Source organism: Gallaecimonas mangrovi (assembly GCF_003367375.1).
GTDB classification, from domain to species: Bacteria; Pseudomonadota; Gammaproteobacteria; order Enterobacterales; family Gallaecimonadaceae; genus Gallaecimonas; species Gallaecimonas mangrovi.
Genome location: NZ_CP031416.1, coordinates 2,103,201 through 2,127,532 on the forward strand (window position 1 = coordinate 2,103,201; position 24,332 = coordinate 2,127,532).

The window sequence follows — 24,332 nt, forward strand, 5'->3', positions numbered from 1 at the left end:
AAAGCCCACAGGCGTCGGGCGCGCATTATAGGGCAAAAGCTTTTCAATTACTTTGCCGTATTGCCGCAAAACGATTAAAGAAATCCGGAAAGGTTTTGGCCGTGCATTTAGGGTCCAAGATCCCCATCGGGCTTTCACCAAGCGCCAACAGGGCAAAACACATCGCCATGCGGTGATCGTTATAGGTGGCTATTTCAGCGTATTGAATGGCGCTGCCACGACTCACCTTTATGTAATCTTCGCCCTCTTCTACCTCGGCGCCGACTTTTTTCAGCTCAGTTGCCATGGCATGTAAGCGGTCAGTTTCCTTAAGGCGCCAGTTATAAATGTTGCGTATAACAGTTTGCCCTTCGGCAAACAGCGCCGTGGTGGCAAGTGTCATCGCGGCATCAGGAATGGCATTAGCATCAATGTCGATGCCTTTAAGCGCGGCCTTTTTAATCCGCACTTGATGATCGCCCCACTCCACCTCAGCGCCCATATCCTCCAGCGCATCAATAAAGTCCACGTCCCCTTGCAGCATGCCTTTAAAAAGGCCCTTGATGGTCACATCGCCGGCGATAGCGCCTGCCGCCGCAAAGTAAGACGCCGAAGAGGCATCGCCTTCCACATAATACTGCCCGGGGCTTTGATACTGGCTGCCCGCTTTAATCACAAACGTGTTTACATCAGGGCGCTCGGCTTTTACCCCAAAAACCGCCATCAGTCCTAACGTCAGCTCAACATAGGGTTTGGAAACCAGCTCACCTTCTACTTTCAGGGTCACGTCGCCTTCACAAAGCGGCGCCGCCATTAGAAGGGCCGACAAAAACTGGCTAGAAAGGTCACCCCTTACGTTAACAACACCGCCTGCCAGCTTTTTACCCTGGATGTTTAAAGGTGGGTAACCTTCTTCACCAAGGTAATCAATCTGTGCGCCCAACTGACGCAGGGCATCAACCAAATCGCCAATCGGTCTTTCATACATCCGCGGCTCGCCGGTTAACTGGTAAGTACCGGGCGTAAGGGCTAAAGCGGCGGTAAGAGGCCGCATGGCGGTGCCGGCATTACCGAGAAAAATCGCTTCACTCGGACTTTTCGGTTGCCATGGGCCGGTAACCGACAAGCGCTCGCCCTTATCTTCAACCGCCACACCCAGCGCCTTGAAAGCGCCGCGCATATAGCGAATGTCATCGGCATCAAGCACGTTGCTAAGTAGCGTCGGCTCGCGACAAAAAGCGCTTAACAGTAGCGCCCGATTAGACAGTGATTTACTACCCGGCATTGCCAAGGTACCAGCCACGGCTCCGCCCGCTGCCAGTTTAAGAAGTTCCATACTATTCATCCGAGAGTAACGGCCAAACATCAAATTGATGCCCGGTCACTAAAAACCAGTTATCGCCCACCGCTTGCCCCGGAGGTTGGTGCTGCAATGCCCAGGCGCCTGATTTAGCGCCATCAGCGGTGAGTAAAAAGCCGGGTTGGTCATTGTGAAAAAAGGCCGCGGCTGGCAGCAGCCCGGCTAAGCTAGTCGGCAAGGGACCTAGCCAAAGCACGCCCTGGGCAGTTCCTTCAAATACCGCTTTAAAAGGCTCGGGGGTCTGCAGGGTTTGGGTATAACGGCCCAGCAGTGCATCCACCCAAGCGGTATCCGTTGCAGCAATACGAAACGGCCCCTGGTGGGCCCGGCACAATGACACCCAGTCACGGCAAAATTGCCGCACCACTGGTGCAGCAAGGGCGCTGTGCTGCTTGACATGGCCTTCCACCAGCGCAAATTCGCGGGCCGGATCAAAGACCCGGCCACCTTTTAATTCGCCAACGCTGTCGGCAAGCTGCAAACGTTTTGCCAGCAAGGACAGCAAACTGTTGTCAATGTCTTCTATTTGCTGGCGTAGCGCTTTGAGATCAGCCATGGCGTTTGGCAAAGTCGTCAAGAAATGCCACCAAAGCCTGAGTGCCCTCAAGGGGCATGGCGTTATACATAGAAGCGCGCATGCCACCCACCGAACGGTGACCTTTTAATGCCAGCAGGCCAAGGGCGTTCGCTTCGGCTAAAAAGTCGGCGTTTAAGCTATCGTCTTTTAGTTGCCACACCACATTCATGCGCGAGCGGCAACTTGGGTCAACCTGGTTTTGGTAGAGATCCAGCCTATCAATAGCGCTGTACAACAGTTCTGCCTTCGCGGCGTTGCGTTTTTCCATGGCGGCAACGCCACCAAAGTCTTTTAGCCACTCAAACACCAATCCCGCCAGATACCAAGAATAGGTTGGTGGCGTATTGAACATAGAGTCTTTGCTGGACTGCAGGCGGTAGTCCCAAATGGCCGGGACGGTAACATCGTCACGCAACAAATCGTCACGCACTATCACCACCGCCAAGCCTGAGGGGCCAATGTTCTTCTGGGCACCGGCATAAATAACGCCGTATTTGCTGACATCAATTTGCCGCGACAAGATACAAGACGACATATCCGCAACCAGCGGTACATCTACCTCTGGCTCGGCAAACATTTCAACGCCGTCAACGGTTTCGTTCGGGCAAAAATGCAGGTATTTGGCATCTGGCCGCACCTTGATATCGGTGGGCAGCTTGATGGGCTTTTGGCTGAAATCAATTTCACCCGCAATGGCGACATCGCGAAAGCGTTTTGCTTCATCAAAGGCTGATTGTGACCACTGGCCGGTAATAAGGTAATCGGCCTTCTCGCCTTCTTTTAACAGGTTCAGTGGCACTGCCGTAAATTGGCCACGGCCACCACCGGCCAAAAACAGCACTTTATAGTTGTCGGGAATGGCCATTAATTCACGAAGGTCCGCTTCGGCTTTCGCGGCAACCGCCATAAAGGGCTTGTCGCGGTGCGACACTTCCATGACCGACACGCCACTGTCTTGCCAGTCAACAAACTCTTGCTGGGCACGTTGCATTACCGCCGGGGGCAGCATGGCGGGACCGGCGCAAAAATTAAATACTGTTTTCATACAACCCTATCAACATAAAAAAAGCGGCCAATCGGCCGCTTCTGACTTACTCGTCGGCACCTTCGCCTTCAGCTTCCGGTAGAACCTCTTCGTCCACCTCAGCGATGCGTTGTAGGCCAACAACCTTTTCATCCGTCGCGGTTCGGATAATGGTCACACCCTGGGTGTTACGGCCAACACGGGATACTTCATTAACCCGTGTTCGTACCAAGGTGCCACGGTTGGAGATAAGCATAATTTCATCTGTATCTTCAACAGCAACTGCGCCAACCACTTTACCGTTACGCTCAGAAACCTTGATAGAGACCACCCCTTTAGTGGCGCGGCTCTTCGCGGGGTATTCGTCCTGAGCGGTACGCTTGCCATAACCATTTTCGGTCACAGTAAGGATATCCACGTTTTCATTCGGGATAACCATTGACACCACAGACTGACCTTCCTCGAGGTTAATGCCCCGAACACCGGTCGCACCGCGGCCCATGGCCCGCACTTGGCCTTCACTAAAGCGCACCACTTTACCTTCATCGCTAAACAGCATGACTTCGTTGCTGCCGTCGGTGATGGTAACGCCAATCAGTTCGTCCCCTTCGTTGAGGTTAACAGCAATAATGCCGTTAGAACGGGGGCGGCTGTACTCGGTCAGCGAGGTTTTCTTCACGGTACCAAAAGCGGTAGCCATAAAGATGTACTTGCCTTCTTCGTACTCACGTACCGGCAAAATGGCGGTAATGCGTTCGTCAGCTTCCAGTGGCAGCAAGTTAATAATGGGGCGGCCACGGGCGGTGCGGCTAGCCAGTGGCAGCTGATACACCTTCAGCCAGTACAACCGGCCACGGCTGGAGAAGCACAAAATGGTGTCGTGGGTGTTGGCTACCAGCAACTGTTCAATGAAGTCTTCATCCTTCATCCGCGTTGCGGCTTTACCTTTACCACCACGGCGCTGCGCCTCGTAGTCAGTCAGGGCTTGATACTTAACGTAACCTTCGTGGGACAGCGTCACCACTACGTCTTCTTCGGCAATCAAATCCTCAATGGAAATGTCGGCAGAAGATTCGCTGATCTCGGTGCGACGGTCGTCGCCGTATTGCTCGGAGATAGCCACCAGCTCTTCGCGGATGACTTCCATCAAGCGCTCAGGAGACGCCAAAATGTGCAGCAGTTCCTTGATGATGTCCAAAAGACCTTTGTATTCATCAAGAATTTTGTCGTGCTCAAGGCCGGTCAAGCGGTGCAGGCGCAGGTCCAAAATGGCCTGGGCCTGTACTTCGGTCAGGTAATATTTGCCGTCGCGAATGCCGTATTGCTCTTCCAAACCTTCAGGGCGGGCAGCGTCAACGCCGGCGCCTTCCAGCATGGCCGCCACATTACCCAGCTCCCACGGCGTGCTAACTAAGCCCGCTTTGGCGTCGCTCGGGGTCGGGCTGCGGCGAATAAGCTCGATAACCGGGTCGATGTTGGCCAGGGCAATGGCCAAGCCTTCCAGCACGTGCGCGCGCTCACGGGCTTTACGCAATTCATAAATGGTGCGGCGGGTAACCACTTCACGGCGGTGGTTAATGAAGCACTCAAGGGCATCTTTGAGGTTAAAGAGGCGCGGCTGATTTTGGTCCAGCGCCACCATGTTGATGCCAAAGACCACCTGCATCTGCGTCAGCGAGTAGAGCTTGTTGAGCACCACTTCACCGGCTTCGCCGCGTTTGAGCTCGATAACCACCCGCAGGCCGTCTTTATCGGACTCGTCACGCAGAGCGCTAATGCCTTCAATGCGTTTTTCTTTTACCAGCTCGGCGATTTTTTCAATCAACCGCGCCTTGTTCACCTGATACGGCAACTCGTGAACAACAATGGTTTCACGGCCAGTATCTTCGTTAATTTCAACTTCGGCGCGGGCACGAATATAAATTTTGCCGCGGCCGGTATGGTAGGCATCACGAATACCGGCTTTGCCGTTAATGATGCCATGGGTCGGGAAATCGGGGCCCGGGATAAATTCCATCAGCTCGTCGATGGTCAAATCCGGGTTATCAATCAAGGCCACACAGCCGCCAACCACTTCTTTTAAGTTATGTGGCGGAATGTTGGTTGCCATACCCACGGCAATACCGGCAGCGCCGTTAACCAACAGGTTGGGCACCCGGGTCGGCAGCACGTCGGGAATTTGTTCGGTGTTGTCGTAGTTGGGAACGAAATCGACGGTTTCTTTATCCAGATCAGCCAAAAGCTCGTGAGAGATTTTGGCCATACGCACTTCCGTATAACGCATTGCCGCGGCGGAGTCGCCGTCGACAGACCCGAAGTTGCCCTGGCCATCTACCAGGGTGTAGCGCATGGAGAAAGGCTGGGCCAGACGCACAATGGTGTCATAAACCGCGGAATCACCATGGGGGTGATACTTACCTATAACATCCCCTACTACACGGGCCGATTTTTTATAAGGCTTGTTCCAGTCGTTGCCCAATTCATTCATGGCAAATAGAACGCGCCTGTGTACCGGCTTGAGGCCGTCGCGAACATCGGGCAGTGCCCGGCCCACGATAACGCTCATGGCGTAGTCAAGGTAGGAGCTCTTGAGCTCGTCCTCGATACTGACCGGTACAATTTCTTTGGCCAGATCGCTCATCTAAGTCGTCCCTATTAAAGGTCTTCCAACAAAGTAAGGCACTATACCACATCGATTGACGTTGACCATGAAAAGGCAACGCAGTCAGGGCTATAATGCCCCGGCTCCCCATCTAGGAAGGTGAAGATGAATAACAACGTTGATACTGCCGAAATTGCCAAGTTCGAAGCCATGGCTCACCGCTGGTGGGATAAAGAAGGGGAATTCAAACCCTTGCACCAGCTTAACCCGGTGCGCCTGAGCTTCGTTGAAGAAATGGCAGACGGCATTGGCAATAAACGGATTGTCGACATCGGCTGTGGCGGCGGCATTTTGGCCGAATCCATGGCGCGATTAGGCGCAGTGGTAACCGGCGTTGACATGGGTACAGAACCGCTGAATGTGGCCCGCGCCCATGCCGCTGAAGTGGGGGTTGAACTCGAGTACCGGCAAATTACTGCCGAAGCCCTGGCCGAAGAACTGCCCGAGCAATTTGATGTGGTGACCTGCATGGAAATGCTCGAGCACGTACCGGACCCGCAGTCGGTGGTTTCGGCCTGTGCCAAGCTTTGTAAACCCGGCGGCATGCTGGTGTTTTCCACCCTTAACCGCACTCCCAAAGCCTGGGCGTTAGGTGTTTTTGCCGCAGAGCGCATTTTGCGCTGGCTGCCCGCCGGCACCCACGACTACCACAAGTTTTTAAAGCCAGCCGAGCTAATGGGCTTTTGTGATGTGGCAGGCTTAATTCCCAACAAAGCCGTTGGCATGAGTTACAACCTGCTGACCGGCCAGTTTAGCCGCTCTGAAAACCTGGACATGAATTACTTGGTTGCCGCCAGGAAGCCAGCATGACCGCGGTGCTGTTTGATCTTGACGGCACCTTGTTAGATACCGCCCCGGATCTTTGCCGGGCACTTAACGAGGTGTTGGCGGCGCACAACATGCCCCTTAAAACCCTGGCAGAGGTGCGCCCGCACGCTACCCACGGTACCCGCAGTCTGTTGACCTTAGGTTTTGGCGAAGGCGCCTTTGAGCAGGAAGATTTACGCCAAGCATTTTGGGACGCTTACTTAAGTGACATCTCGGCAAAAACCCGTTTGTTTGAAGGCGTACCGCAACTGCTTTTGGCGCTCAACAAGGCAGGCATTGCCTGGGGCATCGTCACCAATAAGGTCACCCACTTAACGGTGGCCGCCCTGCCCCATTTTCCAGAACTTGACGCCTGCCAGGCACTGGTGTGTGGTGATACCCTAGAAAACCGCAAACCACACCCGGCGCCACTGTTACACGCCGCCACCCTGATGGGCGTTGATGCCAAAGACTGCCTGTATTTGGGCGATGCCTTAACCGATATGCAAGCAGCGCGCGATGCCGGCATGCAAGGCTTTGTGGCCAGCTGGGGTTATGTGGATGAAAACTACCCTTCCTGGCCGGCCAGGAGTATCCTGACTCAGCCACAGGATCTGGCGGATTGGTGCAAGATCACACGATCGAACATTTGATCGTGTTTTTTTGCAAGGGGCTTGTATTTTATCAAGGACGGCCACAAGCCCGGCCCCCTGTTAGTGAACACTAACCGGGTTAAAAAGACGTCAACATTGATGCTTGAAAGAAGCCCCATACCTCACTATCTTGTTCCTCAGACTCGAATTGAACCCAATATGTTGTGTATCTAATACACAATAGACACTACGCGCCCTGCTCGATTTTCGCGGGCGGTACTTATGGAAAAGTCTGATAAGGTAAGTCATGAACAAGCACCTCCTCGTCACCAAGCGTAACGGTCAGCAAGAATCCATCGATCTGGACAAGATCCATCGCGTGGTGACCTGGGCCGCTGAAGGCCTCAATAACGTCTCTGTTTCCCAAGTTGAACTTCGCGCCCAGATCCAGTTTTATGAAGGGATCAAGACGGCCGACATTCACGAGACGTTGATCAAGGCCGCTGCCGACCTTATCAACGAGGAAGCGCCTGATTACCAGTATCTGGCGGCACGTTTAGCGGTTTTCCACCTGCGTAAAAAGGCCTACGGCGAATTTGAACCGCCGCACCTGTTTGACCATGTCAGCAAGATGGTGGAACTGGGTAAATACGACAAACATCTGTTAAGTGATTATTCTCGCAGTGATTTCGACGCTTTAAACGGCTTTATCGATCACAATCGTGATATGAACTTTTCCTACGCAGCGGTGAAGCAGCTGGAAGGCAAATACTTGGTACAAAACCGGGTAACGGGTGAGATTTATGAATCCGCCCAGTTCCTTTATATCCTGGTGGCAGCCTGCTTGTTCGCGGATTACCCGCATGATACGCGCCTTGATTACATCAAGCGTTTCTACGACGCGGTATCCACCTTTAAGTTGTCACTGCCCACGCCCATTATGAGTGGCGTTCGTACCCCGACCCGCCAATTTAGCTCTTGCGTGCTGATTGAAACCGGCGACAGCCTGGACTCCATTAACGCCACGGCCGCTGCCATTGTGCGTTATGTTTCCCAGCGCGCCGGTATCGGCATCAATGCTGGCCGCATTCGCGCTTTGGGTAGCCCCATTCGCGGCGGTGAAGCCTTCCACACCGGTTGTATTCCTTTTTATAAGCATTTCCAAACCGCGGTAAAATCCTGCTCGCAAGGCGGCGTACGTGGCGGCGCTGCTACCCTGTTCTACCCGATGTGGCACTTGGAAGTCGAAAACCTGCTGGTACTGAAAAATAACCGCGGCGTTGAAGAAAACCGCGTACGCCACATGGACTACGGCGTACAGCTAAACCGCTTGATGTATCAGCGCCTGATTAAAGGTGGCGACATTACCCTGTTTAGCCCTTCCGATGTTCCTGGCCTGTACGACGCTTTCTTTGCCGACCAAGCCAAATTTGAAGAGCTGTACGCCAAATACGAGCAAGACGAATCGATTCGTAAGAAAACCATCAAAGCGGTTGACCTGTTCTCGTTGCTGCTTTCTGAGCGCGCCTCTACCGGCCGTATCTACATTCAGAACGTCGACCACTGCAACACGCACAGCCCGTTTGACCCGGCGGTGGCACCGGTGCGTCAATCCAACCTCTGTTTGGAAATTGCCCTGCCCACCAAGCCGCTGAGCGACATTAACGACGAAAGTGGCGAAATTGCCCTTTGTACCTTGTCGGCCTTTAACCTTGGCGCCATTGAAGATGTCAGCGAGTTTGAAGAACTGGCCGACTTGGCAGTGCGGGCCCTTGATAGCCTGCTCGACTACCAGGACTACCCGGTAAAAGCGGCGCACATTGCCACCATGGGCCGCCGTACCTTGGGTGTGGGCGTAATTAACTACGCCTATTACTTGGCCAAACACGGCGTAAAATATTCCGACGGTTCTGCCAACGCCTTGACTCACCAAACCTTTGAGGCAATGCAGTATTACCTGCTCAAAGCCTCTATGGAGCTGGCCAAAGAGCGCGGCGCTTGCCCGATGTTTGAAGAAACCACCTATGCCAAAGGTGTGTTGCCCATCGACAGCTACAAAAAAGATTTGGACAAAATCGTTGCCGAACCCCTGCACATGGATTGGGAACAGCTGCGCAAAGACATCGTTGAATTTGGCCTGCGTAACAGCACCCTTTCCGCTTTGATGCCGTCTGAAACCAGCTCGCAGATCTCCAATGCCACCAACGGCATTGAGCCGCCGCGCGGCCACATTTCGGTGAAAGCGTCTAAAGACGGCATTTTGCGCCAGGTGGTACCCGATTACGAAAACCTCAGAACCGCATACGAGCTGCTGTGGGATATCCCCAACAACGACGGTTACCTGCAGCTGGTCGGTATTATGCAAAAATTCATCGACCAATCTATCAGTGCCAACACCAACTACGATCCGGCGAAATTCCCCGGCGGTAAGGTACCGATGCAATCGATGATCAAAGATCTGCTCACCGCGTATAAATACGGTGTGAAGACCCTTTACTACCACAACACCCGTGACGGTGCGGCGGACGCCCAAAAAGACTTCACCGTCACCGCCGCCTCCCTGCCACAAGCAACCGTGGCCGTGGAGGAAGAAGACGACGGCTGTGCCGGCGGCGCTTGCAAGATTTGATTTAAAAAAGGGGCCAATCGGCCCCTTTATTCAGGGAGTTATTTCGAATGCGTTACACCACATTTAGCCGGGTTAACAATAACGCACTGACCGAGCCGATGTTTTTCGGCCAGCCGGTTAACGTCGCCCGCTATGACCAGCAAAAATACGAAGTCTTTGAAAAGTTGATAGAAAAGCAGCTGTCGTTCTTCTGGCGCCCCGAAGAAGTCGACGTTTCCAAAGACCGCGTCGATTTTGCCCAGTTGCCCGAACACGAGCAGCACATCTTCCTGTCCAACCTGAAATATCAAACGCTGCTGGACTCCATTCAAGGCCGTAGCCCCAACGTGGCCCTGCTGCCGCTGGTATCAATACCCGAGCTGGAAACCTGGATTGAGACCTGGTCTTTCTCTGAGACCATTCACTCGCGCTCCTACACCCACATCATTCGTAACATCGTTGCCGACCCCTCCAAGGTGTTCGACGACATCGTGATGAATGAAGAAATTCAAAAGCGCGCCGATGAAATCGCCGGCTATTACGACGTACTGATTGAGTACACGCAAATTTGGCAGTTGCACGGCGAAGGCAACCACCAAATTGCTGGCAAGAGCTATGACATTAACCTGCGCGATCTGAAGAAAAAGCTCTATCTGTGCATGATGGCGGTTAACGCCCTGGAAGCCATTCGCTTCTATGTGAGCTTTGCTTGCTCCTTTGCTTTTGCTGAGCGCAAGTTGATGGAAGGTAACGCCAAAATCATCAAGTTCATCGCCCGTGACGAAGCACTACACCTCTCTGGCACCCAACAAATTCTTAACCTGATGCGTGACGGTAAAGAAGGCAACGAGTGGGCCGAAATTGCCATCGAGTGTAAGGCCGAATGCGAGGAACTCTTTAAACGTGCCGCCGAGCAAGAAAAAGCCTGGGCCAAGTATCTGTTTAAAGACGGCTCCATGATTGGCTTGAACGAATCCATCCTCAGCCAATACGTGGAATACATCACCAACGTGCGGATGAACGCAGTGGGCCTTATTCCCGCCTTTAGCACTACCTCCAACCCTATTCCTTGGATCAATGCCTGGTTGGTATCAGACAACGTGCAGGTGGCACCACAAGAATCAGAAATAAGCTCCTACCTGGTGGGCCAAATCGACGCCAACGTCGACCTTGGCGACTTGGACGACTTCGACCTCTAAACCAAACCCCGCTTCGGCGGGGTTTTTTACAACTCCTCCGCGCTGTTGATCCAGATCCTGTGCTTTAGCCAATAACTGGTTACACTATGGGCAAATTGCGGCTGGGCTCTTCATGATCAACGTCAGGCACTACCTTTCCTTTGACCGTATGAAAGACGGCACCCCCGTCTTTGTCCGCGCCATCCGCCGGGAAGACAAATACGCGCTGCTCAAAGCCTACGAGCACATGTCAGACCGCTCCATTTATTACCGTTTTATGCGGCCAAAATGGCAGATGAGCCTGGATGAAGCCGCCCGTTTTACTGACGTCGACTTTGATAACCACGTCGCCATTGCTGCCGGCCATTACAGCCAAAAAGGTGAGGAAGAAGCCCTCGGTATTGGCCGCTATATTCTGATGCCAGGCGGTAAGGTAAAAAGGGCGGAGTTTGCCTGCGCCGTGCTCGATAGCCTGCAAAACCTCGGCGTTGGCAGTATTCTTTTTCATCACTTGCTAAAGATCGCCCGCGAACAAGGCGTTGAAGAGTTTATTGCCGAAGTGCTGCCGCAAAACCGCGGCATGATAGGGGTGTTTCGAAAGGCCGGCCTACCCACCCGCACCATTATGGAAGATGGTCTGTTGCGGGTGAATATGGATCTGAGGCAACGGGAAGTATTAGAGTCAGACTAACGCTTTTGGGTAAACACCAGAGGCGTTGCATAGCCGTCGGAATACAGTTTTAACGTGCTACCGTCTTGTTCTATCCAGTTACTCTTTTGCAAACGATTGAGATAAAGCCCTTCCGCTTGCATCAGCTCGCCGGTACAGGCCCTTTTGGTGCTGCCAAGCTTCGCCACTTCAATGGCAGCGCCATTAACCAACCGATAGCTGCCAAAGTAGCGGTTACAGGCGCTGTTGCCACTGAGCTTGCCATCTGAGGTCAGCATTAACGAAATGCCTTTGGCGCTAACAGCACCGCTATGCATAGGGCCGTTAACGGTGCTGCCATCAAGGTACCAAAGGTTGTCAAAAAAACCGGGTTCACCATTGTTTTGGCAACCAGCCAAGCTAAGGGTACCAAGCAATATCACCAGCCGTCTGTCCATGCCGAAAACCTCCCTACCGCTCCGGCACGAAGGCCGGACTTCAGTGACTGCCAGCCGCTGTTGGCTCAGGCGTTAGCTTCCAGCATAGCTTAGGATCGCCCTGCCAGCGGATCCGGCTAACCTTGCCGTCATTACCGATAACAACCTGCCGGGTACAACCAGTGGTACTGGGGCCTCCGCCCAAGGTGGTACCTAATGAACCGAACACGTTGCCGGAACCGCCGCCAACCCCAAGCCCAATCGTGGGTTTGGCGCTGGTTTGGGTGTTGCGATAGACCAGCCAATCTTGGCCTTCAACTTTAGTGGTCTGAGAAGGAACGCCCCATTTATCCATCAACGCCTCAGCACTGACGCCCTGCCACATCGCCATTCGGGCATCTACCTTGGCGGGCGGTACAGAAGCGCAGCCGCCAAGGCACAGTAGCGCAATAAAAGCCCACTTTTTCATGGTGCTATCTCCTTTGCTTTTGCATTTTACTCTGACATGCACCCTGGTATTTCGCCACGCCAAAGGCGTAACGGTTCAGCCGGCTTTACAGATCTGCGCTAGCGTGCGAAGGCGCCGCTTTGATTCGGCCACATAGGGATTCGTTTTGTCCCAGGCGTAGCCAGCGAGAATAGAACACACCATGCGCTTTATCTTTGGATCAGGGGCCGGATAGAAGATAACGTCCTGAAAGCTGCCTTGATACCAGCCTTCTACATAGGTACGAAATACATCCACTCCGCCTTGCAGCGGCTCGGCAAAGTCGCGCTGCCAGTCAACGGTTTCACCGGCAAACTGGCGAACCAACGCTTTGGCCGCCAGGCTGGCCGAGGTAAAGGCGATGGTGACACCAGAGGAAAAGACGGGATCAAGAAACTCACCGGCATTACCCAACAGGGCGTAGCCCGGACCATAAAGGCTTTTCACCTTGGCCGAGTAGCCTTTAAGGGTATTAACAGGCTGGGGAAATTCTGCTCTTACCAACAACTTGGCAAGGCCAGGCTCAGCAAACACCAGTTCTTTTAAGATGGCTGCGTGGTCACCAGACATTTGTTCAAAGAAGGCAATCTCTCCGACAACGCCTAACGAACAAGTGCCATCGGCAAAGGGAATAAGCCAATACCAAACCGCAGGGTGTTCTGGGTGAACGCTAATCAGGATCTTATTGCGGTCAAAGATATCAGGGTCGATACCATCCACCACATGGGTAAAAAAGGCTTGTCGCGGCGCAAGCTCTGAGGGCATTTCCAAATCAAAGAGCCTTGGCAGCACCCGGGCAAAACCCGAGGCATCCAGCACAAAGTCGGCGTTGAGCTGGTATGACTGGCCGCTGGCATCGGTGCCCAGAAGGCATGCGCCCTGCTCCGTCATATCGACCTTATCAACGCTGTGCTCAAAGCGAATATCCACGCCTTGGGCCATGGCTTCGTCCGCCAGTAGCTTATCAAAGGCCGCACGTTTTACCTGGAAGGTGGTGCCAGGGCCGGGGCTGAATTTATCGGTGAAATCAAATTGGGCCTCTTGGCCCTGATAGCCAAAAGCGGCACCATTTTTAAACTGAAAACCCATTGCATCAGCCTTTGCTGCCACCGCCTGGGCAAGGCCGGCTTCTTCGAGATAAACCATCGATTGCGGCAACAAACTTTCGCCGATAGAAAACCGCGGGAAACGGTTTTTTTCTAGTACCCGCACCTTAATACCCTGGCGGTGCAGTAACGTTGCCACCAGTGCCCCTGAAGGCCCGGCACCGATAACGGCCACCTGGACACTGTCATCCTTTTGCATTGTTGTTATTCCTGATAACGATTAAAAATCAACGAAGTATTAATGCCACCGAAGGCAAAGTTATTACTCATCCAGCAGTCGATATTCATTTGGCGACCACGGCCCGTTAGGTAGTCCAACTCACCACAACGGGGGTCAAGGTCGGTCAAATTTAGGGTGGGTGCAAACCAGCCGTCGTGCATCATCTCGATGCCCAACCAGGCTTCCAAGGCGCCGCAGGCACCAAGGGTATGGCCAAAATAGCTTTTCAATGAATGTACCGGCACTTGCTGGCCAAATAGCTTGGCGGTGGCCTGGCTTTCAGCAATGTCGCCCTGCTCGGTCGCGGTGCCATGCGCACTGATGTATTGAATGGCGCTGGCGTCTAAATCGGCGTTATCCAGCGCCAGCTGCATGGCCACTTCCATGGTCTCACTGGTGGGAGATGTAACATGGGCACCATCGCTGTTGGTACCAAAGCCAACAATTTCGGCGAGAATAGTGGCACCGCGCGCCTTGGCGTGTTCTAAGGATTCCAGAACTAAGGTTGCAGCCCCTTCGCCGATGACAAGGCCATCACGGTCACGGTCAAAAGGTCTTGGGGTTTGACTTGGCGTCGCGTTTTGGGTCGAGGTGGCGTAAAGCGTGTCAAATACCGCCGCTTCAGTTGGGCATAACTCTTCAGCACCACCGGCCAGCATCACCGCCTGCTGGCCATATTTAATGGCTTCATAGGCAAAACCAATCGCCTGAGAGCCTGAGGTACAAGCGCTAGAGGTTGGGATCACCCGGCCTTTTAACCCAAAAAACAGGCTGACATTGACACAGGTGGTGTGAGGCATCATCTGGATATAGCTGGTGGCAGTGATCTTTGAACAATCCTGCCGCTCCAACATGGCTGAAAACGCCATAATGGGCGGTGTTGAACCGATTGACGAGCCATAGGCAATGCCGGTGGAACCGTCTTGAAGGCAGGCGGCGCCCAGCAACCCTGCCCGCTCTAAGGCTACTTCGCTAGCGCGGGTGGCCATCATCGCTACCCGGCCATGGGAGCGAATTTGTTTGCGCGAATAATGCGCTGGCCGCGAAAAGTCCACCGGCCCTGCCAGCTGTGTATTCATGCCTTGGTACTGCTGCCAGTCTTCCATTCGCACAATACCGTTTTTACCGGCTTGCATCGCCGCTTTTACGCTGGGCCAGTCATGGCCAAGGGAGCTGATCCCGGCCATACCGGTAACAACAACGCGGTGCATCAGCAAAGCCCTCCGTTAACAGCGATCACCTGCCGGGTAATGTAGGACGCTTTATCGGAGCATAAAAACGCTACTACATCGGCCACTTCTTTGGCCTGGCCAGCGCGGCGAAGGGGAATAAGCTCCTTAATGTGCGCCGCCGCTTCCAAATCCTCGGTCATCTCGGATTCAATCAACCCAGGTGCGACACAGTTAACGGTAATTTTGCGTTTGGCCAGCTCTAACGCCAGGGCCTTAGTGGCGCCAATAATGCCAGCCTTGGACGCCGAATAATTAACCTGGCCACGGTTGCCAATCAGCCCTGACACCGAAGCAAGTGTGACAATGCGCCCGCCCCTTCGCCCCTGCACCATCGGCATAACCACCGGTTTAAGCACGTTATAAAAGCCGTCGAGGTTGGTGTGAATCACATCATCCCAATCATCATCGGTGAGTGCCGGAAAGGCGCCGTCGCGGCTAATACCGGCATTTACCACCACGCCATAATAAGCGCCATGCGTGGCAATATCGGCTTCAAGGGCTGATTTCGCGCTTTGGCGGTCACTGACATCAAAGGCCAGTAAACGGGCGTGGCCACCGGCCGCTTCAATCTCGGCCAAAACCTTGGCAGCGGCGTCTTCACGACAGCGATAATGGATAACCACGGTGATATCTTCAGCGGCTAGCGCCTTAGCAATAGCGGCGCCAATACCCCGGCTGGCCCCGGTGACCAAAAACTGTTTCATGGTTGTTCTCCTGCCAGAATAGATGCAGCATCGTTGGGCTGATAAACGGTTAACTGCGCGGTTTGGCGGCCTCGTGGGCCGGTTAACTGGCAGCTAAAAACGCTCAAGCCATTTTCCTGCATAAAACTTTGGGTAACGGCAATTTCTACCACGTCACCCAACTGGAAATAATCAAACTCGGATTCAAAACGGCGTGTGCCCAGCAAAAAGCCCATTTTCACTGGCTCACCGGCCTGTTCGGCTTTAAGGCCAGCAAAAACGGCGATAGTTTGCGCCATGTATTCGATGCCCACCCAAATCGGTACGCCTTGTTCATCGGCAAAAGTGCTTTGTGCGTCAATACGTACTTGGCAGCGGGCAAAGTCGTCCCCCCCGGCAAGCACCTTGTCAATTAGTAACATTGGCGCGCGGTGCGAAAGGTAATGAGCTGGTGCTTTAAATTCAGTCTGTTCAAACATGGCTAAAAATTACACTCACGTTACTGCCACCAAAGGCATAAGAATTCGACATCACATGGCGCAGTGGTGTTTGTTGGCCGACTTCAGCAAAATTTAACGGCGGCAGTTGGCTGTCGTAGGGTGCTTGCCAGACTTGTGGCGGGGCGGTGTTTGCTAGCAGCGCTAAGTAACAAAAGGCCGCTTCCAGCGCACCTGCGGCGCCCAGGCAATGCCCTACCTGCGCTTTTGACGAACTGACCAGGGGCTTGTGGCTGAAAAAGCGCGCCACCAAAGCCGCTTCCATGGCATCGTTCTTTACAGTGCCGGTACCGTGCAGGTTGACATAATCGATGTTACTAACGTCCAAACCTGCTTGCGCCAGGGCTTGGTTCATTGCCAGCTCAGCCCCTTTACCCTCAGGATCTGGCGCGGATATGTGATAGCCGTCTGATGACTCGCCCACCCCCGCAAGCTTTACAGCACTGTTACGGCGCGATAGCAGAAAAACCGCCGCGCCTTCGCCAATATTGATGCCCTGACGCCCTTCACTAAAAGGACTGCAAAGCTTGCTTGATACCGACTCAAGCGCTGAAAATCCATTTAGGGTTAACCGGCAAAGGCTATCAACACCGCCCACCACAACCGCATCAGCAAGGCCGGTCTGAATTAATCGCCAAGCACTGGCAAAGGCCTTACCGGAGGACGAACAGGCCGTGGACAAGGTGTAACTGGGCCCAGAAATACCCAGGTAATCACTGGCAAAGCGGGCAACCGAGCCAAGCGTCTGCACGTCGTAATTAAAGCTCTCTGGCAGCCGGCGATGCTGCTGCCAATGCACCAGCGCTTGTTCACCGACATCAATTCCCGCAGTAGAGGACCCTAACACCACGCCTATCCGGTCTTGGCCGTACTCAGCCATTGCCCAGTCGATATCTGCTTTAAGGCCATCTAAAACTTGACGCAACATGCGGGTATTACGGCAATCAAGGTGCGAAAAAGCTGCCGGTAATGGCGATAAAGGCGCGGTAACTTTCCCCACCCAGGCCGGGGTTTCGTCAAGCAATAGACCTTGCTGCGCCGTTAAACCGACCTTGCCGCTAAAAAGGGATGTCGCTACCGCTTCTACGCTGTGGCCAATGGGTGTGAGCAGCGACGGTGCCGACAGGTATAAATCACTCATAGGTTACCTCAAAGCCGTAACCAAGTTGCTGCTGGGAAAAACGAAAGCCCATGGGCTGATATTCAATAACAATAATGGCCTTACCTTGTTTACTAATAACGCGCCTATGGTCCTTTACGCTAAGCACTAAACCCAGCGGGGCCAAACTTTGCTGCAGAACAGCCGTTGGCATCAGTGCCATGCTGAGGTCGGCTAATAAATGGCCTGGGTTAGCTTTGGCGGGCACTAATGCAGAACGTTTGGTGGTTAAAACGGTACCGTCAAAATTGGCTTGGAACAAAAAGGTACCGAAACCACTGAGTGCAGTTAAAGTCATCTTTTGGGGTGACAACGAAAGTTGGCCAACTAATTGCCAGCGCTCTTTACCATGCCAGGCTACAACCTGCTGCGTTTTATCGCGCTCCCCCTTCACCCAGCCCAAATCGGGCAACGACCAGACAAGGCCCTGCCCTAACGGGATCTGTGGCTTCACTGGCGCGCTTAGGGTTTGGCAGCCACACAACAGTAACAACAGGCTCACCAGTAGTAGTGGCTTCATGACGACCTCGCCCATAACAAGCTGCTACACCAGGCACATAACAGGCCAACTGCCACCACAGCCCCAAAACCTGCTAACACCGGCGTGCTCGACGCCATTAACAAGCCAAAGGCTAAAAGACTGGAGGCGAGCGACAGCAGTACCGCCAACAAGGTATGGTTTGCCGGGGCTTTTGAGGCGAAAAAGAGACAATAATCAAGGCTAAGCCCCAACACCAACATCAGCCCCAGCGCATGAATAAGGTTAAAAGGCTGCCCTAAAAAGGCGGGGGTCACCGCTGCGGCCGCCAAGGCCAAGGCACTGGCAAAAATGACCTTAAGGCCATTTTTCTTAAGCGTAACCACCAACACGACAGCCAAGAGTAAAAACGCCAGCGCCAATAGTTTGAGCACTTGGTCGCGATAATGACCAAAGGTTTTTGTGGCCTGGCTTGCCGGGTCAATAAGGGTAAGGTCGTTAAGGGCTTTGGCACCGCTAGCACTGAGCCCCTGCAGCACCATCACCGACGTATGTTGGTCTGTTAATAAAAGGCTCAAACGCCCCTCTTTTATCGGCCAATGCTCAGGAGATAAACCGGTTGCCAAAGCAGGTGCAGGCCCAAGCGCACCGCCAACCTGGCTATTGAGCTGCTGCCATAGCTGACGTATGCGCTGGTGGTCGGCCCGCTGGCGCGCAAGCGAAGGACAGCGCTGGCTAACGGCTAGTACCGACGCCAGTTGGTCTTTAGCCTCTAACGCTTGCAGCCTTGGCATTATTGCCTCTTCTTTTTCCAGCAACTGTTCGGTGCTAGCGGCGGTGATAAGCAAATATTGGCCGCCCGGGCGCTGCCCCAGCCAATAGGCCAAACGGTTGGCAACTGCTTCCAGGCTCGGATCTTTTGGCTGCCACTGACGAATATCGTCATTAAATGACAGCTGGCGAACACCCAGGGCGCACCAGACAGTGACGATAACCAGCAACGCCCACTTGGCCCAGGGCCGGTGCCTGCTTACCGCTAATAGCAGCGTGGCTGGCCATTGCCGGCTGGCAACCTTAGGTATTGGCGTTAGAAAACGCACATAACAGTACGCCACCATCAGCCCGCCAAGGGCGGCAACGCCCAGTTGCGCCAGCCCCGGAAATGGCGATAACACCAGCACGCCATAAGCGCAGAGGCTTGAAACCAGCCCGCCCAACAAGGGGCCTCTGATGGCGCGCTGATGTTCCCCAGCCGCCAAGGCGTGAAAGCCATAGTCGGCACAGATGCCAATAACACTGGCCCCCATCACCAACGCCAGCCAGTGGGCATGGGGAAAACACCACCACAGCGCCGTTAAGGCACCGATAAGCGACAACGCCAATAACCCCGCCATAAACCCAAGCGCTCTTAGGCCACCAAAGCCCCAGACAATTAGCACCAATACGCCAACCAGGGCCAAGCTACCAAAACGGCTGACCTCTCGCTGCGCCTGCTGGGCACCTTGCTGCGCATAAAGCACAGTGCCTAAGGCTTGTGCTTTTACCGGCAGCGCCGCTAGCCATTGGCTCACCCGGCGCTGCACCTTGGCGTCATAAGCAGAGCCATTAATTTCGGCCGACAAAATAAGCGCGTAACGACCGTCTTTTTGCCACAGCGGCCAACCATCGAACAGCTGAATGTGGCTGCCGGCGGGGCGTAAATCTTGTAGCCAATCACTAAAGGTAAATAAGGGATCAGCGCGCAGGCTGGTGGGCGTTGGACCAAACCAAAGTGCCATGGCCCTATTAATGAGCTGAGCGTTACTTGCTTGGCGGTCCTTAACCGACAAAACCTGGCCCCGGAATTTGGCAAGGCGCTGATAACCGGCGTTATTGCCGCCCTGCCAAGCGCTGATGATGTCACTGTTATCCAGCACCTTCGCCAGGGCATTGCCTTTTTTAACCAGTGTCTTTGGGTTGCTATCTTCCACCAGCAGCCACAGCTGGCGATCAAAACGGCTTTTCAGTTGTGTAAAGGCGCCATTATTGGCCCCTTTTAGCTCGGCAAAATCCTTGGGTAGCAGCTCGCTTAGCTGCGAAGACGGCGCTACGCCCAGCAACAAGCGCATCGACAATAGCGCCACTAATACCAAAGAAAAACCCGCAAGCCTCACTGGCATTGCCCGCGAGTAAGGGTAATAAGCGTTTGCCCGCCTTGCGGTTCATCAAGGCGAATGCGGTGTGGCGGTTGCCCGGTGACGGTAATGTCACTAATGCCTTTGGCCACCAGCGCGTCTTGGGGCACCAGGGTTAATGTTTCTCCCTGGCGATTAACCTTGAAATGTTGTGCCAGCGCCTTTTCATCCCCTGTCATTACCGCCGCTAACAGTGTCCCTAAGCTTGCCACTAACGGGTTGTCGCCATTGGCTATTTGCTGGCGCACCTGACCCGGCAGGCTTTGATATAGCCCTGCTGGGCTGACTTCCAGCGTGCTGGCGAAGGGTTTTAAAGTTTGCCAAATAAGGGTGTTGCCTTGCAGTTGGTAGTGCCCGGAAGAATGAAAGGCCTGGTGCATGCCCGGCACTTGCTTTTGCTGCTGAAAGTCGCCGCACGGGGCCGGTTTTGCCAATGCGTTTGCCAGCATCAGCGCTGCTAGTACGGCCATGGTTCCCCCAGCTTGTCAAACAACACTTTCGGCGATACAAACTGCATTTCGCCGGAGTTTTTATCCACGGCAACTTGCACACTTTGCGCCTTGGTAAGGCGAGTTCCAGTTTCCTTGCAGCGCACTTCATAGCGCATCCCCAAGCGATTTTGAAACTCGGTCAGGGTCGCGGTCACCAGCAGGTGTTGGTTTAAGGTCGCCGAGCGAATGTATTTCACCTTCAAATCGACGATGGGCCAGACATAACCCGAGGCCTCCATTTCCAGATAGTTGTAATCAAAGCTATCGAGCAACGCACTTCTGGCCACTTCGAAATAGCGCAGATAGTTACCATGCCAGGCCACTTGCATTGGGTCGAGGTCGTGGAAAGGGACCTGTACTTCCACTGTAACTTCACGCGTCTTCATAAAGGCTCCATGACTGCTGGCGAAGCTGTGCCATTAAGTGGCGCAAATCAGCTTCAAGTGGCCTGTCGTTTTTCACGGGTTCGCAGTATGTGAATACGGCGCTGATAAAACGGTCTAAAGCCGCACTTAGCGCCAGGGGTTGCTGCTGGGCTCTTAACCAACAGCCTTGGCAAGCGGCCAATAAAGAGGCGGCAGTAACCTGTTCGGTTAGCTCAATAATGCGTAAACAGTCGCGGGCAGCAATAGTGCCCATACTGACCTTGTCTTGGTTGTGACATTCGGTAGACCGGGAAAAAACCGACGCCGGCATGGTGTGTTTCAGTGCTTCTGCCGTCCAGGCCGAAACACCAATCTGCACCGCTTTAAAACCGTGGCTGATATAACGTTCACGACCATCGGCACCGGTCAAGTTAGCCGGTAAGCCGTTATTAAACTTGCTGTCGACCAAGGATGCTAGCTGCCGGTCTAAAAGGTCAGCAAGGTTAGCGACCTGCACTTTCAGGGTATCCATGGCCATGGCGATATGACCACCGTAAAAATGACCACCGTGCAGCACTTGCTCACCTTCGCTATCGATAATGGGGTTATCGTTGGCGCTATTGAGCTCGGTTTCTATCAGGGTGCGAAGCCATGGCAGAGCGTCTTCCAGTGCACCTATTACATGGGGCGCGCAGCGCAGCGAATAACGGTCTTGTAAACGGCTATGGGCAGCATCGCCCTGGTAGTTAAGGTCGGCGCGCAACCGCTCGGCAACAAGGCCCTGGCCGGGGTGCGGCTTTACGGCAAAAAGGGTTTTATCAAAGTGATAGCTATTACCGCCTAAAGCTTTACTCACCAATGCTGTAATACGGGTTGCCATGGCGCTTAAATAGCGGCTTTGTGCAAAAGCCTGGCAGGCCAAGGCGGTCATCACTGCCGTGCCATTCATAATGGCTAAGCCTTCTTTTGGCTTAAGCGTTAGCGGTTCTACCCCCTTTAGCGCCAGCACGGCTTGGGTTTCTTGCACCTGGCCTTGGTAATACACCTGCCGCTCGCCCACCAAGACGGCGGCAAGATACGAAAGCGGCGTCAGATCGCCAGAAGCGCCAACCGAACCTTCGGCAGGAATAACGGGAATAATGTCTTCTTGCAGCAACCAAACCAGCCGCTCTAATAACGCCAAGGTTACCCCGGAATGGCCTTGGCACAACGACGCCAAACGGCTTGCCACAATGGCCCTGCCTTCTTGCAAGGTGAAATGCCGGCCCAAACCGCAGCCGTGAAAACGCGTTAAATTAAGCGGCAGCGCTTCAACCAATTCCGACGGGACGGCAACGGTTACCGAGTCGCCATAGCCGGTAGTCACGCCATAAATGCCGCCTTCTTCACGCCAGAGGCGGTCGAGAAAAGCGGCACCTTTTTCAATATGCTGGCGATACGGCGTACTGTCATCAAGCTGCACAGCCACCTTACGTGCAGCAATGGCATTAATATCTTCAATGCCAATAGGTTTCCTACCAAACACCACTGTCATGGCTTGTCTTCCTGTTTACGCTCGCCGTTATCGGCCTGCCAAAAGTCGAAAAAATTAAACCACTGCAATGGGGTTTGCTGGCAATGGCTGCTGAGCCGGTCGGCAAAGCGCTGGGCCCAGCTGCCAAGTTGTTGCTGACGATTTTTGCGTGAAAGCACAATGCCTTCGGCGGCAAAGGGCGCTAACGACACTCGGTGGTGGCGCCCCTGGCGGGTGCAAAAAAGGGTAAAAACCGGGCATTCGAGGACATGAGCCATAACCCAAGGGCCAATAGGAAAAGGCGCGTCTTCACCGAGAAAGTTGCAGCTGACGGTATGCCCGGGTTTCGTCGCCGAGGTGCGATCCCCCACCATCACCACCAATTCGCCAGCCTCAATACGCTGGCGCAAAATCATCGCCGTATCGGGGCCCATTTGACTGACTTCGAGCATGTTCATTTTGGCGGCGGGATTAATTTCAGCCAGCAGTGCATTGAACTTCAAGGCATGTTCGGTGAGCACTAGCACCGTCATCGGTTTATCCGACAACGCCCGGCACAACTCGAGGTTACCAAGGTGGGCGCCAACCAATAAGGCGCCTTGGCCACTTTGCTGAAGTTGCGACAAATGCTCGCGCCCATCAAAGGCGAGTTGCTCACGGGTTTCGCCGCGCCCAGCCCACGTTGCCAGCTTATCCAGCACACTTTCCCCAAAGGCCATGTGGTGACGAAAACTGGTCCAAAGCCCAGGCTTGGCGGCGACCCCAGGCATGGGGCCAAACTGCTCAAAACAGCGCTGCAGGTAGGCTAAGGAATAACGTCGGCTGGCGCCGGTGGCAAAGAAATACGCCATCACTGGATACAAAAACAGCCGAAACCCAGGGCGCCCAAATAGCCGAAAGGCAAGCCACAGGCAGCGCATACCTAAGCGGCTGCCCCGCTCCCCCATTGCCGACCAGTGTTTAGGCTTTGCAAAACGCCGAGCCAGCAACCAAGGCGCCCGCCAAATCATGCCGAAAAACAGCCGGGTATGCATTTTCGAGATAAGCCAGTTGTCTTGCCAAGCATTAAAGTGGGAAGCGCCATCTTCGGGGTAGATAACCTTGGTTTTAACCTGTTTGATGGCCATGCCAGACCAGAGCAACCGCACCATGACTTCAATATCAAAATCCATGCGCTGGCCTAGCTTTACGTTGTCAAAAAGAGCAACGGTATCCGCCAATGGATACACCCGAAACCCGCACATAGCGTCTTTAATGGTCAAGCTTAAGGTTTCAATCCATACCCAAACATGGGTGAGATAGCGGCCATATAACCGGCCTTTCGGCACTGACGCATCGTAAGCCGGCATGCCGGCGATTAATGCTTTTGGGGCCGCTTTGGCTTCGCTAAGAAAATGGGGAATATCGTCAAGGGCATGTTGGCCGTCGGCATCGACCTGAAAACCGTGGCTAAAACCGGCATCAAGGGCGCTGCGCAGCCCTGTCATAACGGCGCCACCTTTACCCAAATTTTGCTCATGGGTAACGATGGTAATAGCGGGGTATTTAGCCACTGCCGCTTGCAACATAGCACTATGCTGCGGTGAAGAACCGTCATTAACCACAATCACTGGCAGCCCGGTTTCTGCCAGCAACGGCAAGGTGCGGCTCGCCGCCGGACCATGGTTGTAAAATGGCACCACCAAGCAAGGCTTAAAACTCACCGTGCCTCCTTGGCCATGAGAATACGGCCGCTGGCATGATTACCCCGGACCGAGTGGTAGCTAAACAGCAGTCGGCCTTTCACGTCGTCATATTGCAAGCGAAGATGCAGTTGCAGGCCAGGTACCACCAGCGCTTGAAACTTTACCGCTTCCATACGCTGGCTTTTCAGCGTTAAGCCAAAATGTTCAGCACCAAAGCGTGCCGCCCAGTCCAATTGGGCAACGCCAGGCAAAATAGGCAGTTCGGGAAAATGGCCCTGAAAATAGGCCAGCTTTGGGTCCATCTCTAAAACCAATTCCAGACCCTGCTCGGTCAGATGGCGCTCTACAACTTCAGGCAGCGTCAACAT

At 53.9% G+C, this 24,332-nt stretch carries 23 protein-coding genes; 5 read left to right on the top strand and 18 right to left on the bottom strand.

Annotated features, from left to right (window positions below):
- Positions 1–43 precede the first annotated feature (43 nt).
- The 4 genes from aroA to gyrA are packed head-to-tail and all read right to left on the bottom strand — an operon-like array spanning position 44 to position 5,581.
- On the bottom strand, positions 44–1,315 hold the full coding sequence (gene aroA / locus DW350_RS10075) for a 3-phosphoshikimate 1-carboxyvinyltransferase (protein WP_192954642.1): 1,272 nt from the start codon (positions 1,313–1,315) through the stop codon (positions 44–46).
- A 1-nt stretch (position 1,316) separates the two neighbouring features.
- Positions 1,317–1,916, bottom strand: a complete 600-nt coding sequence (locus DW350_RS10080) for a chorismate mutase (RefSeq protein ID WP_152032965.1) — start codon at positions 1,914–1,916, stop codon at positions 1,317–1,319.
- The gene (gene serC / locus DW350_RS10085) at positions 1,888–2,961 is read right to left on the bottom strand and encodes a 3-phosphoserine/phosphohydroxythreonine transaminase (protein WP_115718747.1); all 1,074 of its coding nucleotides are present in this window, start codon (positions 2,959–2,961) and stop codon (positions 1,888–1,890) included. Before serC ends, DW350_RS10080 begins: the two co-directional genes overlap by 29 nt.
- A 46-nt stretch (positions 2,962–3,007) precedes the next feature.
- Positions 3,008–5,581, bottom strand: a complete 2,574-nt coding sequence (gyrA, locus tag DW350_RS10090) for a DNA topoisomerase (ATP-hydrolyzing) subunit A (protein ID WP_115718748.1) — start codon at positions 5,579–5,581, stop codon at positions 3,008–3,010.
- A gap of 126 nt (positions 5,582–5,707) precedes the next feature.
- Between gyrA and ubiG the strand changes: the two genes are divergently transcribed.
- From ubiG to DW350_RS10115, 5 genes are all read left to right on the top strand, one after another.
- A complete protein-coding gene (gene ubiG, locus DW350_RS10095; RefSeq protein WP_115718749.1) occupies positions 5,708–6,412 on the top strand; it encodes a bifunctional 2-polyprenyl-6-hydroxyphenol methylase/3-demethylubiquinol 3-O-methyltransferase UbiG in 705 nt (234 codons plus the stop codon).
- On the top strand, positions 6,409–7,062 hold the full coding sequence (locus DW350_RS10100; RefSeq protein ID WP_115718750.1) for an HAD family hydrolase: 654 nt from the start codon (positions 6,409–6,411) through the stop codon (positions 7,060–7,062). Before ubiG ends, DW350_RS10100 begins: the two co-directional genes overlap by 4 nt.
- Before the next feature lie 247 nt (positions 7,063–7,309).
- A complete protein-coding gene (nrdA, locus tag DW350_RS10105) occupies positions 7,310–9,631 on the top strand; it encodes a class 1a ribonucleoside-diphosphate reductase subunit alpha (protein ID WP_115718751.1) in 2,322 nt (773 codons plus the stop codon).
- Positions 9,632–9,678: 47 nt separating this feature from the next.
- The gene (gene nrdB, locus DW350_RS10110; protein WP_115718752.1) at positions 9,679–10,809 is read left to right on the top strand and encodes a class Ia ribonucleoside-diphosphate reductase subunit beta; all 1,131 of its coding nucleotides are present in this window, start codon (positions 9,679–9,681) and stop codon (positions 10,807–10,809) included.
- Positions 10,810–10,921: 112 nt separating this feature from the next.
- Positions 10,922–11,479 carry a GNAT family N-acetyltransferase gene (locus DW350_RS10115; RefSeq protein ID WP_115718753.1) on the top strand — a complete coding sequence of 186 codons (558 nt, stop codon included), beginning with the start codon at positions 10,922–10,924 and terminating at the stop codon, positions 11,477–11,479.
- Here the strand turns inward: DW350_RS10115 and DW350_RS10120 are convergent.
- The 14 genes from DW350_RS10120 to DW350_RS10185 form a co-directional block, all read right to left on the bottom strand.
- Positions 11,476–11,895, bottom strand: coding sequence for an META domain-containing protein (locus tag DW350_RS10120; RefSeq protein ID WP_115718754.1), 420 nt, complete (start codon positions 11,893–11,895; stop codon positions 11,476–11,478). The two genes, DW350_RS10115 and DW350_RS10120, sit on opposite strands and share 4 nt — an antisense overlap.
- A gap of 40 nt (positions 11,896–11,935) precedes the next feature.
- Positions 11,936–12,343, bottom strand: coding sequence for a hypothetical protein (locus tag DW350_RS10125; RefSeq protein WP_115718755.1), 408 nt, complete (start codon positions 12,341–12,343; stop codon positions 11,936–11,938).
- 75 nt (positions 12,344–12,418) lie between these two features.
- Positions 12,419–13,666, bottom strand: coding sequence for an NAD(P)/FAD-dependent oxidoreductase (locus DW350_RS10130; protein ID WP_115718756.1), 1,248 nt, complete (start codon positions 13,664–13,666; stop codon positions 12,419–12,421).
- Positions 13,667–13,671: 5 nt separating this feature from the next.
- Positions 13,672–14,898 (bottom strand): beta-ketoacyl-ACP synthase, encoded by a 1,227-nt coding sequence (locus tag DW350_RS10135; RefSeq protein WP_115718757.1) that lies wholly within the window; start codon positions 14,896–14,898, stop codon positions 13,672–13,674.
- Positions 14,898–15,623: a 3-oxoacyl-ACP reductase FabG gene (gene fabG / locus DW350_RS10140; protein ID WP_115718758.1), complete on the bottom strand. Its 726-nt coding sequence runs from the start codon at positions 15,621–15,623 to the stop codon at positions 14,898–14,900. The genes DW350_RS10135 and fabG overlap by 1 nt, the downstream gene beginning before the upstream one ends.
- Positions 15,620–16,024 (bottom strand): hotdog family protein, encoded by a 405-nt coding sequence (locus tag DW350_RS10145; protein ID WP_152032966.1) that lies wholly within the window; start codon positions 16,022–16,024, stop codon positions 15,620–15,622. Before DW350_RS10145 ends, fabG begins: the two co-directional genes overlap by 4 nt.
- A 49-nt stretch (positions 16,025–16,073) precedes the next feature.
- Positions 16,074–17,240, bottom strand: a complete 1,167-nt coding sequence (locus DW350_RS10150; protein ID WP_115718760.1) for a beta-ketoacyl-ACP synthase — start codon at positions 17,238–17,240, stop codon at positions 16,074–16,076.
- Complete coding sequence (locus DW350_RS10155) at positions 17,233–17,793, bottom strand: DUF3261 domain-containing protein (protein WP_115718761.1); 561 nt, start codon at positions 17,791–17,793, stop codon at positions 17,233–17,235. Before DW350_RS10155 ends, DW350_RS10150 begins: the two co-directional genes overlap by 8 nt.
- Positions 17,775–19,889: an MMPL family transporter gene (locus tag DW350_RS10160; protein ID WP_152032967.1), complete on the bottom strand. Its 2,115-nt coding sequence runs from the start codon at positions 19,887–19,889 to the stop codon at positions 17,775–17,777. The genes DW350_RS10155 and DW350_RS10160 overlap by 19 nt, the downstream gene beginning before the upstream one ends.
- Positions 19,886–20,380: an outer membrane lipoprotein carrier protein LolA gene (locus tag DW350_RS10165; protein WP_115718763.1), complete on the bottom strand. Its 495-nt coding sequence runs from the start codon at positions 20,378–20,380 to the stop codon at positions 19,886–19,888. The genes DW350_RS10160 and DW350_RS10165 overlap by 4 nt, the downstream gene beginning before the upstream one ends.
- Positions 20,368–20,787, bottom strand: a complete 420-nt coding sequence (locus DW350_RS10170) for an acyl-CoA thioesterase (RefSeq protein ID WP_115718764.1) — start codon at positions 20,785–20,787, stop codon at positions 20,368–20,370. The genes DW350_RS10165 and DW350_RS10170 overlap by 13 nt, the downstream gene beginning before the upstream one ends.
- On the bottom strand, positions 20,774–22,300 hold the full coding sequence (locus DW350_RS10175) for an HAL/PAL/TAL family ammonia-lyase (protein WP_115718765.1): 1,527 nt from the start codon (positions 22,298–22,300) through the stop codon (positions 20,774–20,776). The genes DW350_RS10170 and DW350_RS10175 overlap by 14 nt, the downstream gene beginning before the upstream one ends.
- A complete protein-coding gene (locus DW350_RS10180) occupies positions 22,297–23,982 on the bottom strand; it encodes a glycosyltransferase family 2 protein (protein WP_115718766.1) in 1,686 nt (561 codons plus the stop codon). The genes DW350_RS10175 and DW350_RS10180 overlap by 4 nt, the downstream gene beginning before the upstream one ends.
- Positions 23,979–24,332: an ApeI family dehydratase gene (locus DW350_RS10185; protein WP_115718767.1), complete on the bottom strand. Its 354-nt coding sequence runs from the start codon at positions 24,330–24,332 to the stop codon at positions 23,979–23,981. Before DW350_RS10185 ends, DW350_RS10180 begins: the two co-directional genes overlap by 4 nt.

What these genes read in the sequence shown, in the direction of transcription:
- DW350_RS10120 (WP_115718754.1), bottom strand. Translation starts at nt 11,895, where the DNA reads ATGGACAGACGGCTGGTGATATTGCTTGGTACCCTTAGCTTGGCTGGT.
- DW350_RS10155 (WP_115718761.1), bottom strand. Translation starts at nt 17,793, where the DNA reads ATGGGCGAGGTCGTCATGAAGCCACTACTACTGGTGAGCCTGTTGTTA.
- aroA (WP_192954642.1), bottom strand. Translation starts at nt 1,315, where the DNA reads ATGGAACTTCTTAAACTGGCAGCGGGCGGAGCCGTGGCTGGTACCTTG.
- DW350_RS10185 (WP_115718767.1), bottom strand. Translation starts at nt 24,332, where the DNA reads ATGTTGACGCTGCCTGAAGTTGTAGAGCGCCATCTGACCGAGCAGGGT.
- DW350_RS10100 (WP_115718750.1), top strand. Translation starts at nt 6,409, where the DNA reads ATGACCGCGGTGCTGTTTGATCTTGACGGCACCTTGTTAGATACCGCC.
- DW350_RS10130 (WP_115718756.1), bottom strand. Translation starts at nt 13,666, where the DNA reads ATGCAAAAGGATGACAGTGTCCAGGTGGCCGTTATCGGTGCCGGGCCT.
- DW350_RS10170 (WP_115718764.1), bottom strand. Translation starts at nt 20,787, where the DNA reads ATGAAGACGCGTGAAGTTACAGTGGAAGTACAGGTCCCTTTCCACGAC.
- DW350_RS10125 (WP_115718755.1), bottom strand. Translation starts at nt 12,343, where the DNA reads ATGAAAAAGTGGGCTTTTATTGCGCTACTGTGCCTTGGCGGCTGCGCT.
- DW350_RS10175 (WP_115718765.1), bottom strand. Translation starts at nt 22,300, where the DNA reads ATGACAGTGGTGTTTGGTAGGAAACCTATTGGCATTGAAGATATTAAT.
- ubiG (WP_115718749.1), top strand. Translation starts at nt 5,708, where the DNA reads ATGAATAACAACGTTGATACTGCCGAAATTGCCAAGTTCGAAGCCATG.
- nrdB (WP_115718752.1), top strand. Translation starts at nt 9,679, where the DNA reads ATGCGTTACACCACATTTAGCCGGGTTAACAATAACGCACTGACCGAG.
- serC (WP_115718747.1), bottom strand. Translation starts at nt 2,961, where the DNA reads ATGAAAACAGTATTTAATTTTTGCGCCGGTCCCGCCATGCTGCCCCCG.
- nrdA (WP_115718751.1), top strand. Translation starts at nt 7,310, where the DNA reads ATGAACAAGCACCTCCTCGTCACCAAGCGTAACGGTCAGCAAGAATCC.
- DW350_RS10165 (WP_115718763.1), bottom strand. Translation starts at nt 20,380, where the DNA reads ATGGCCGTACTAGCAGCGCTGATGCTGGCAAACGCATTGGCAAAACCG.
- gyrA (WP_115718748.1), bottom strand. Translation starts at nt 5,581, where the DNA reads ATGAGCGATCTGGCCAAAGAAATTGTACCGGTCAGTATCGAGGACGAG.
- DW350_RS10135 (WP_115718757.1), bottom strand. Translation starts at nt 14,898, where the DNA reads ATGCACCGCGTTGTTGTTACCGGTATGGCCGGGATCAGCTCCCTTGGC.
- DW350_RS10150 (WP_115718760.1), bottom strand. Translation starts at nt 17,240, where the DNA reads ATGAGTGATTTATACCTGTCGGCACCGTCGCTGCTCACACCCATTGGC.
- DW350_RS10145 (WP_152032966.1), bottom strand. Translation starts at nt 16,024, where the DNA reads ATGTTACTAATTGACAAGGTGCTTGCCGGGGGGGACGACTTTGCCCGC.
- fabG (WP_115718758.1), bottom strand. Translation starts at nt 15,623, where the DNA reads ATGAAACAGTTTTTGGTCACCGGGGCCAGCCGGGGTATTGGCGCCGCT.
- DW350_RS10115 (WP_115718753.1), top strand. Translation starts at nt 10,922, where the DNA reads ATGATCAACGTCAGGCACTACCTTTCCTTTGACCGTATGAAAGACGGC.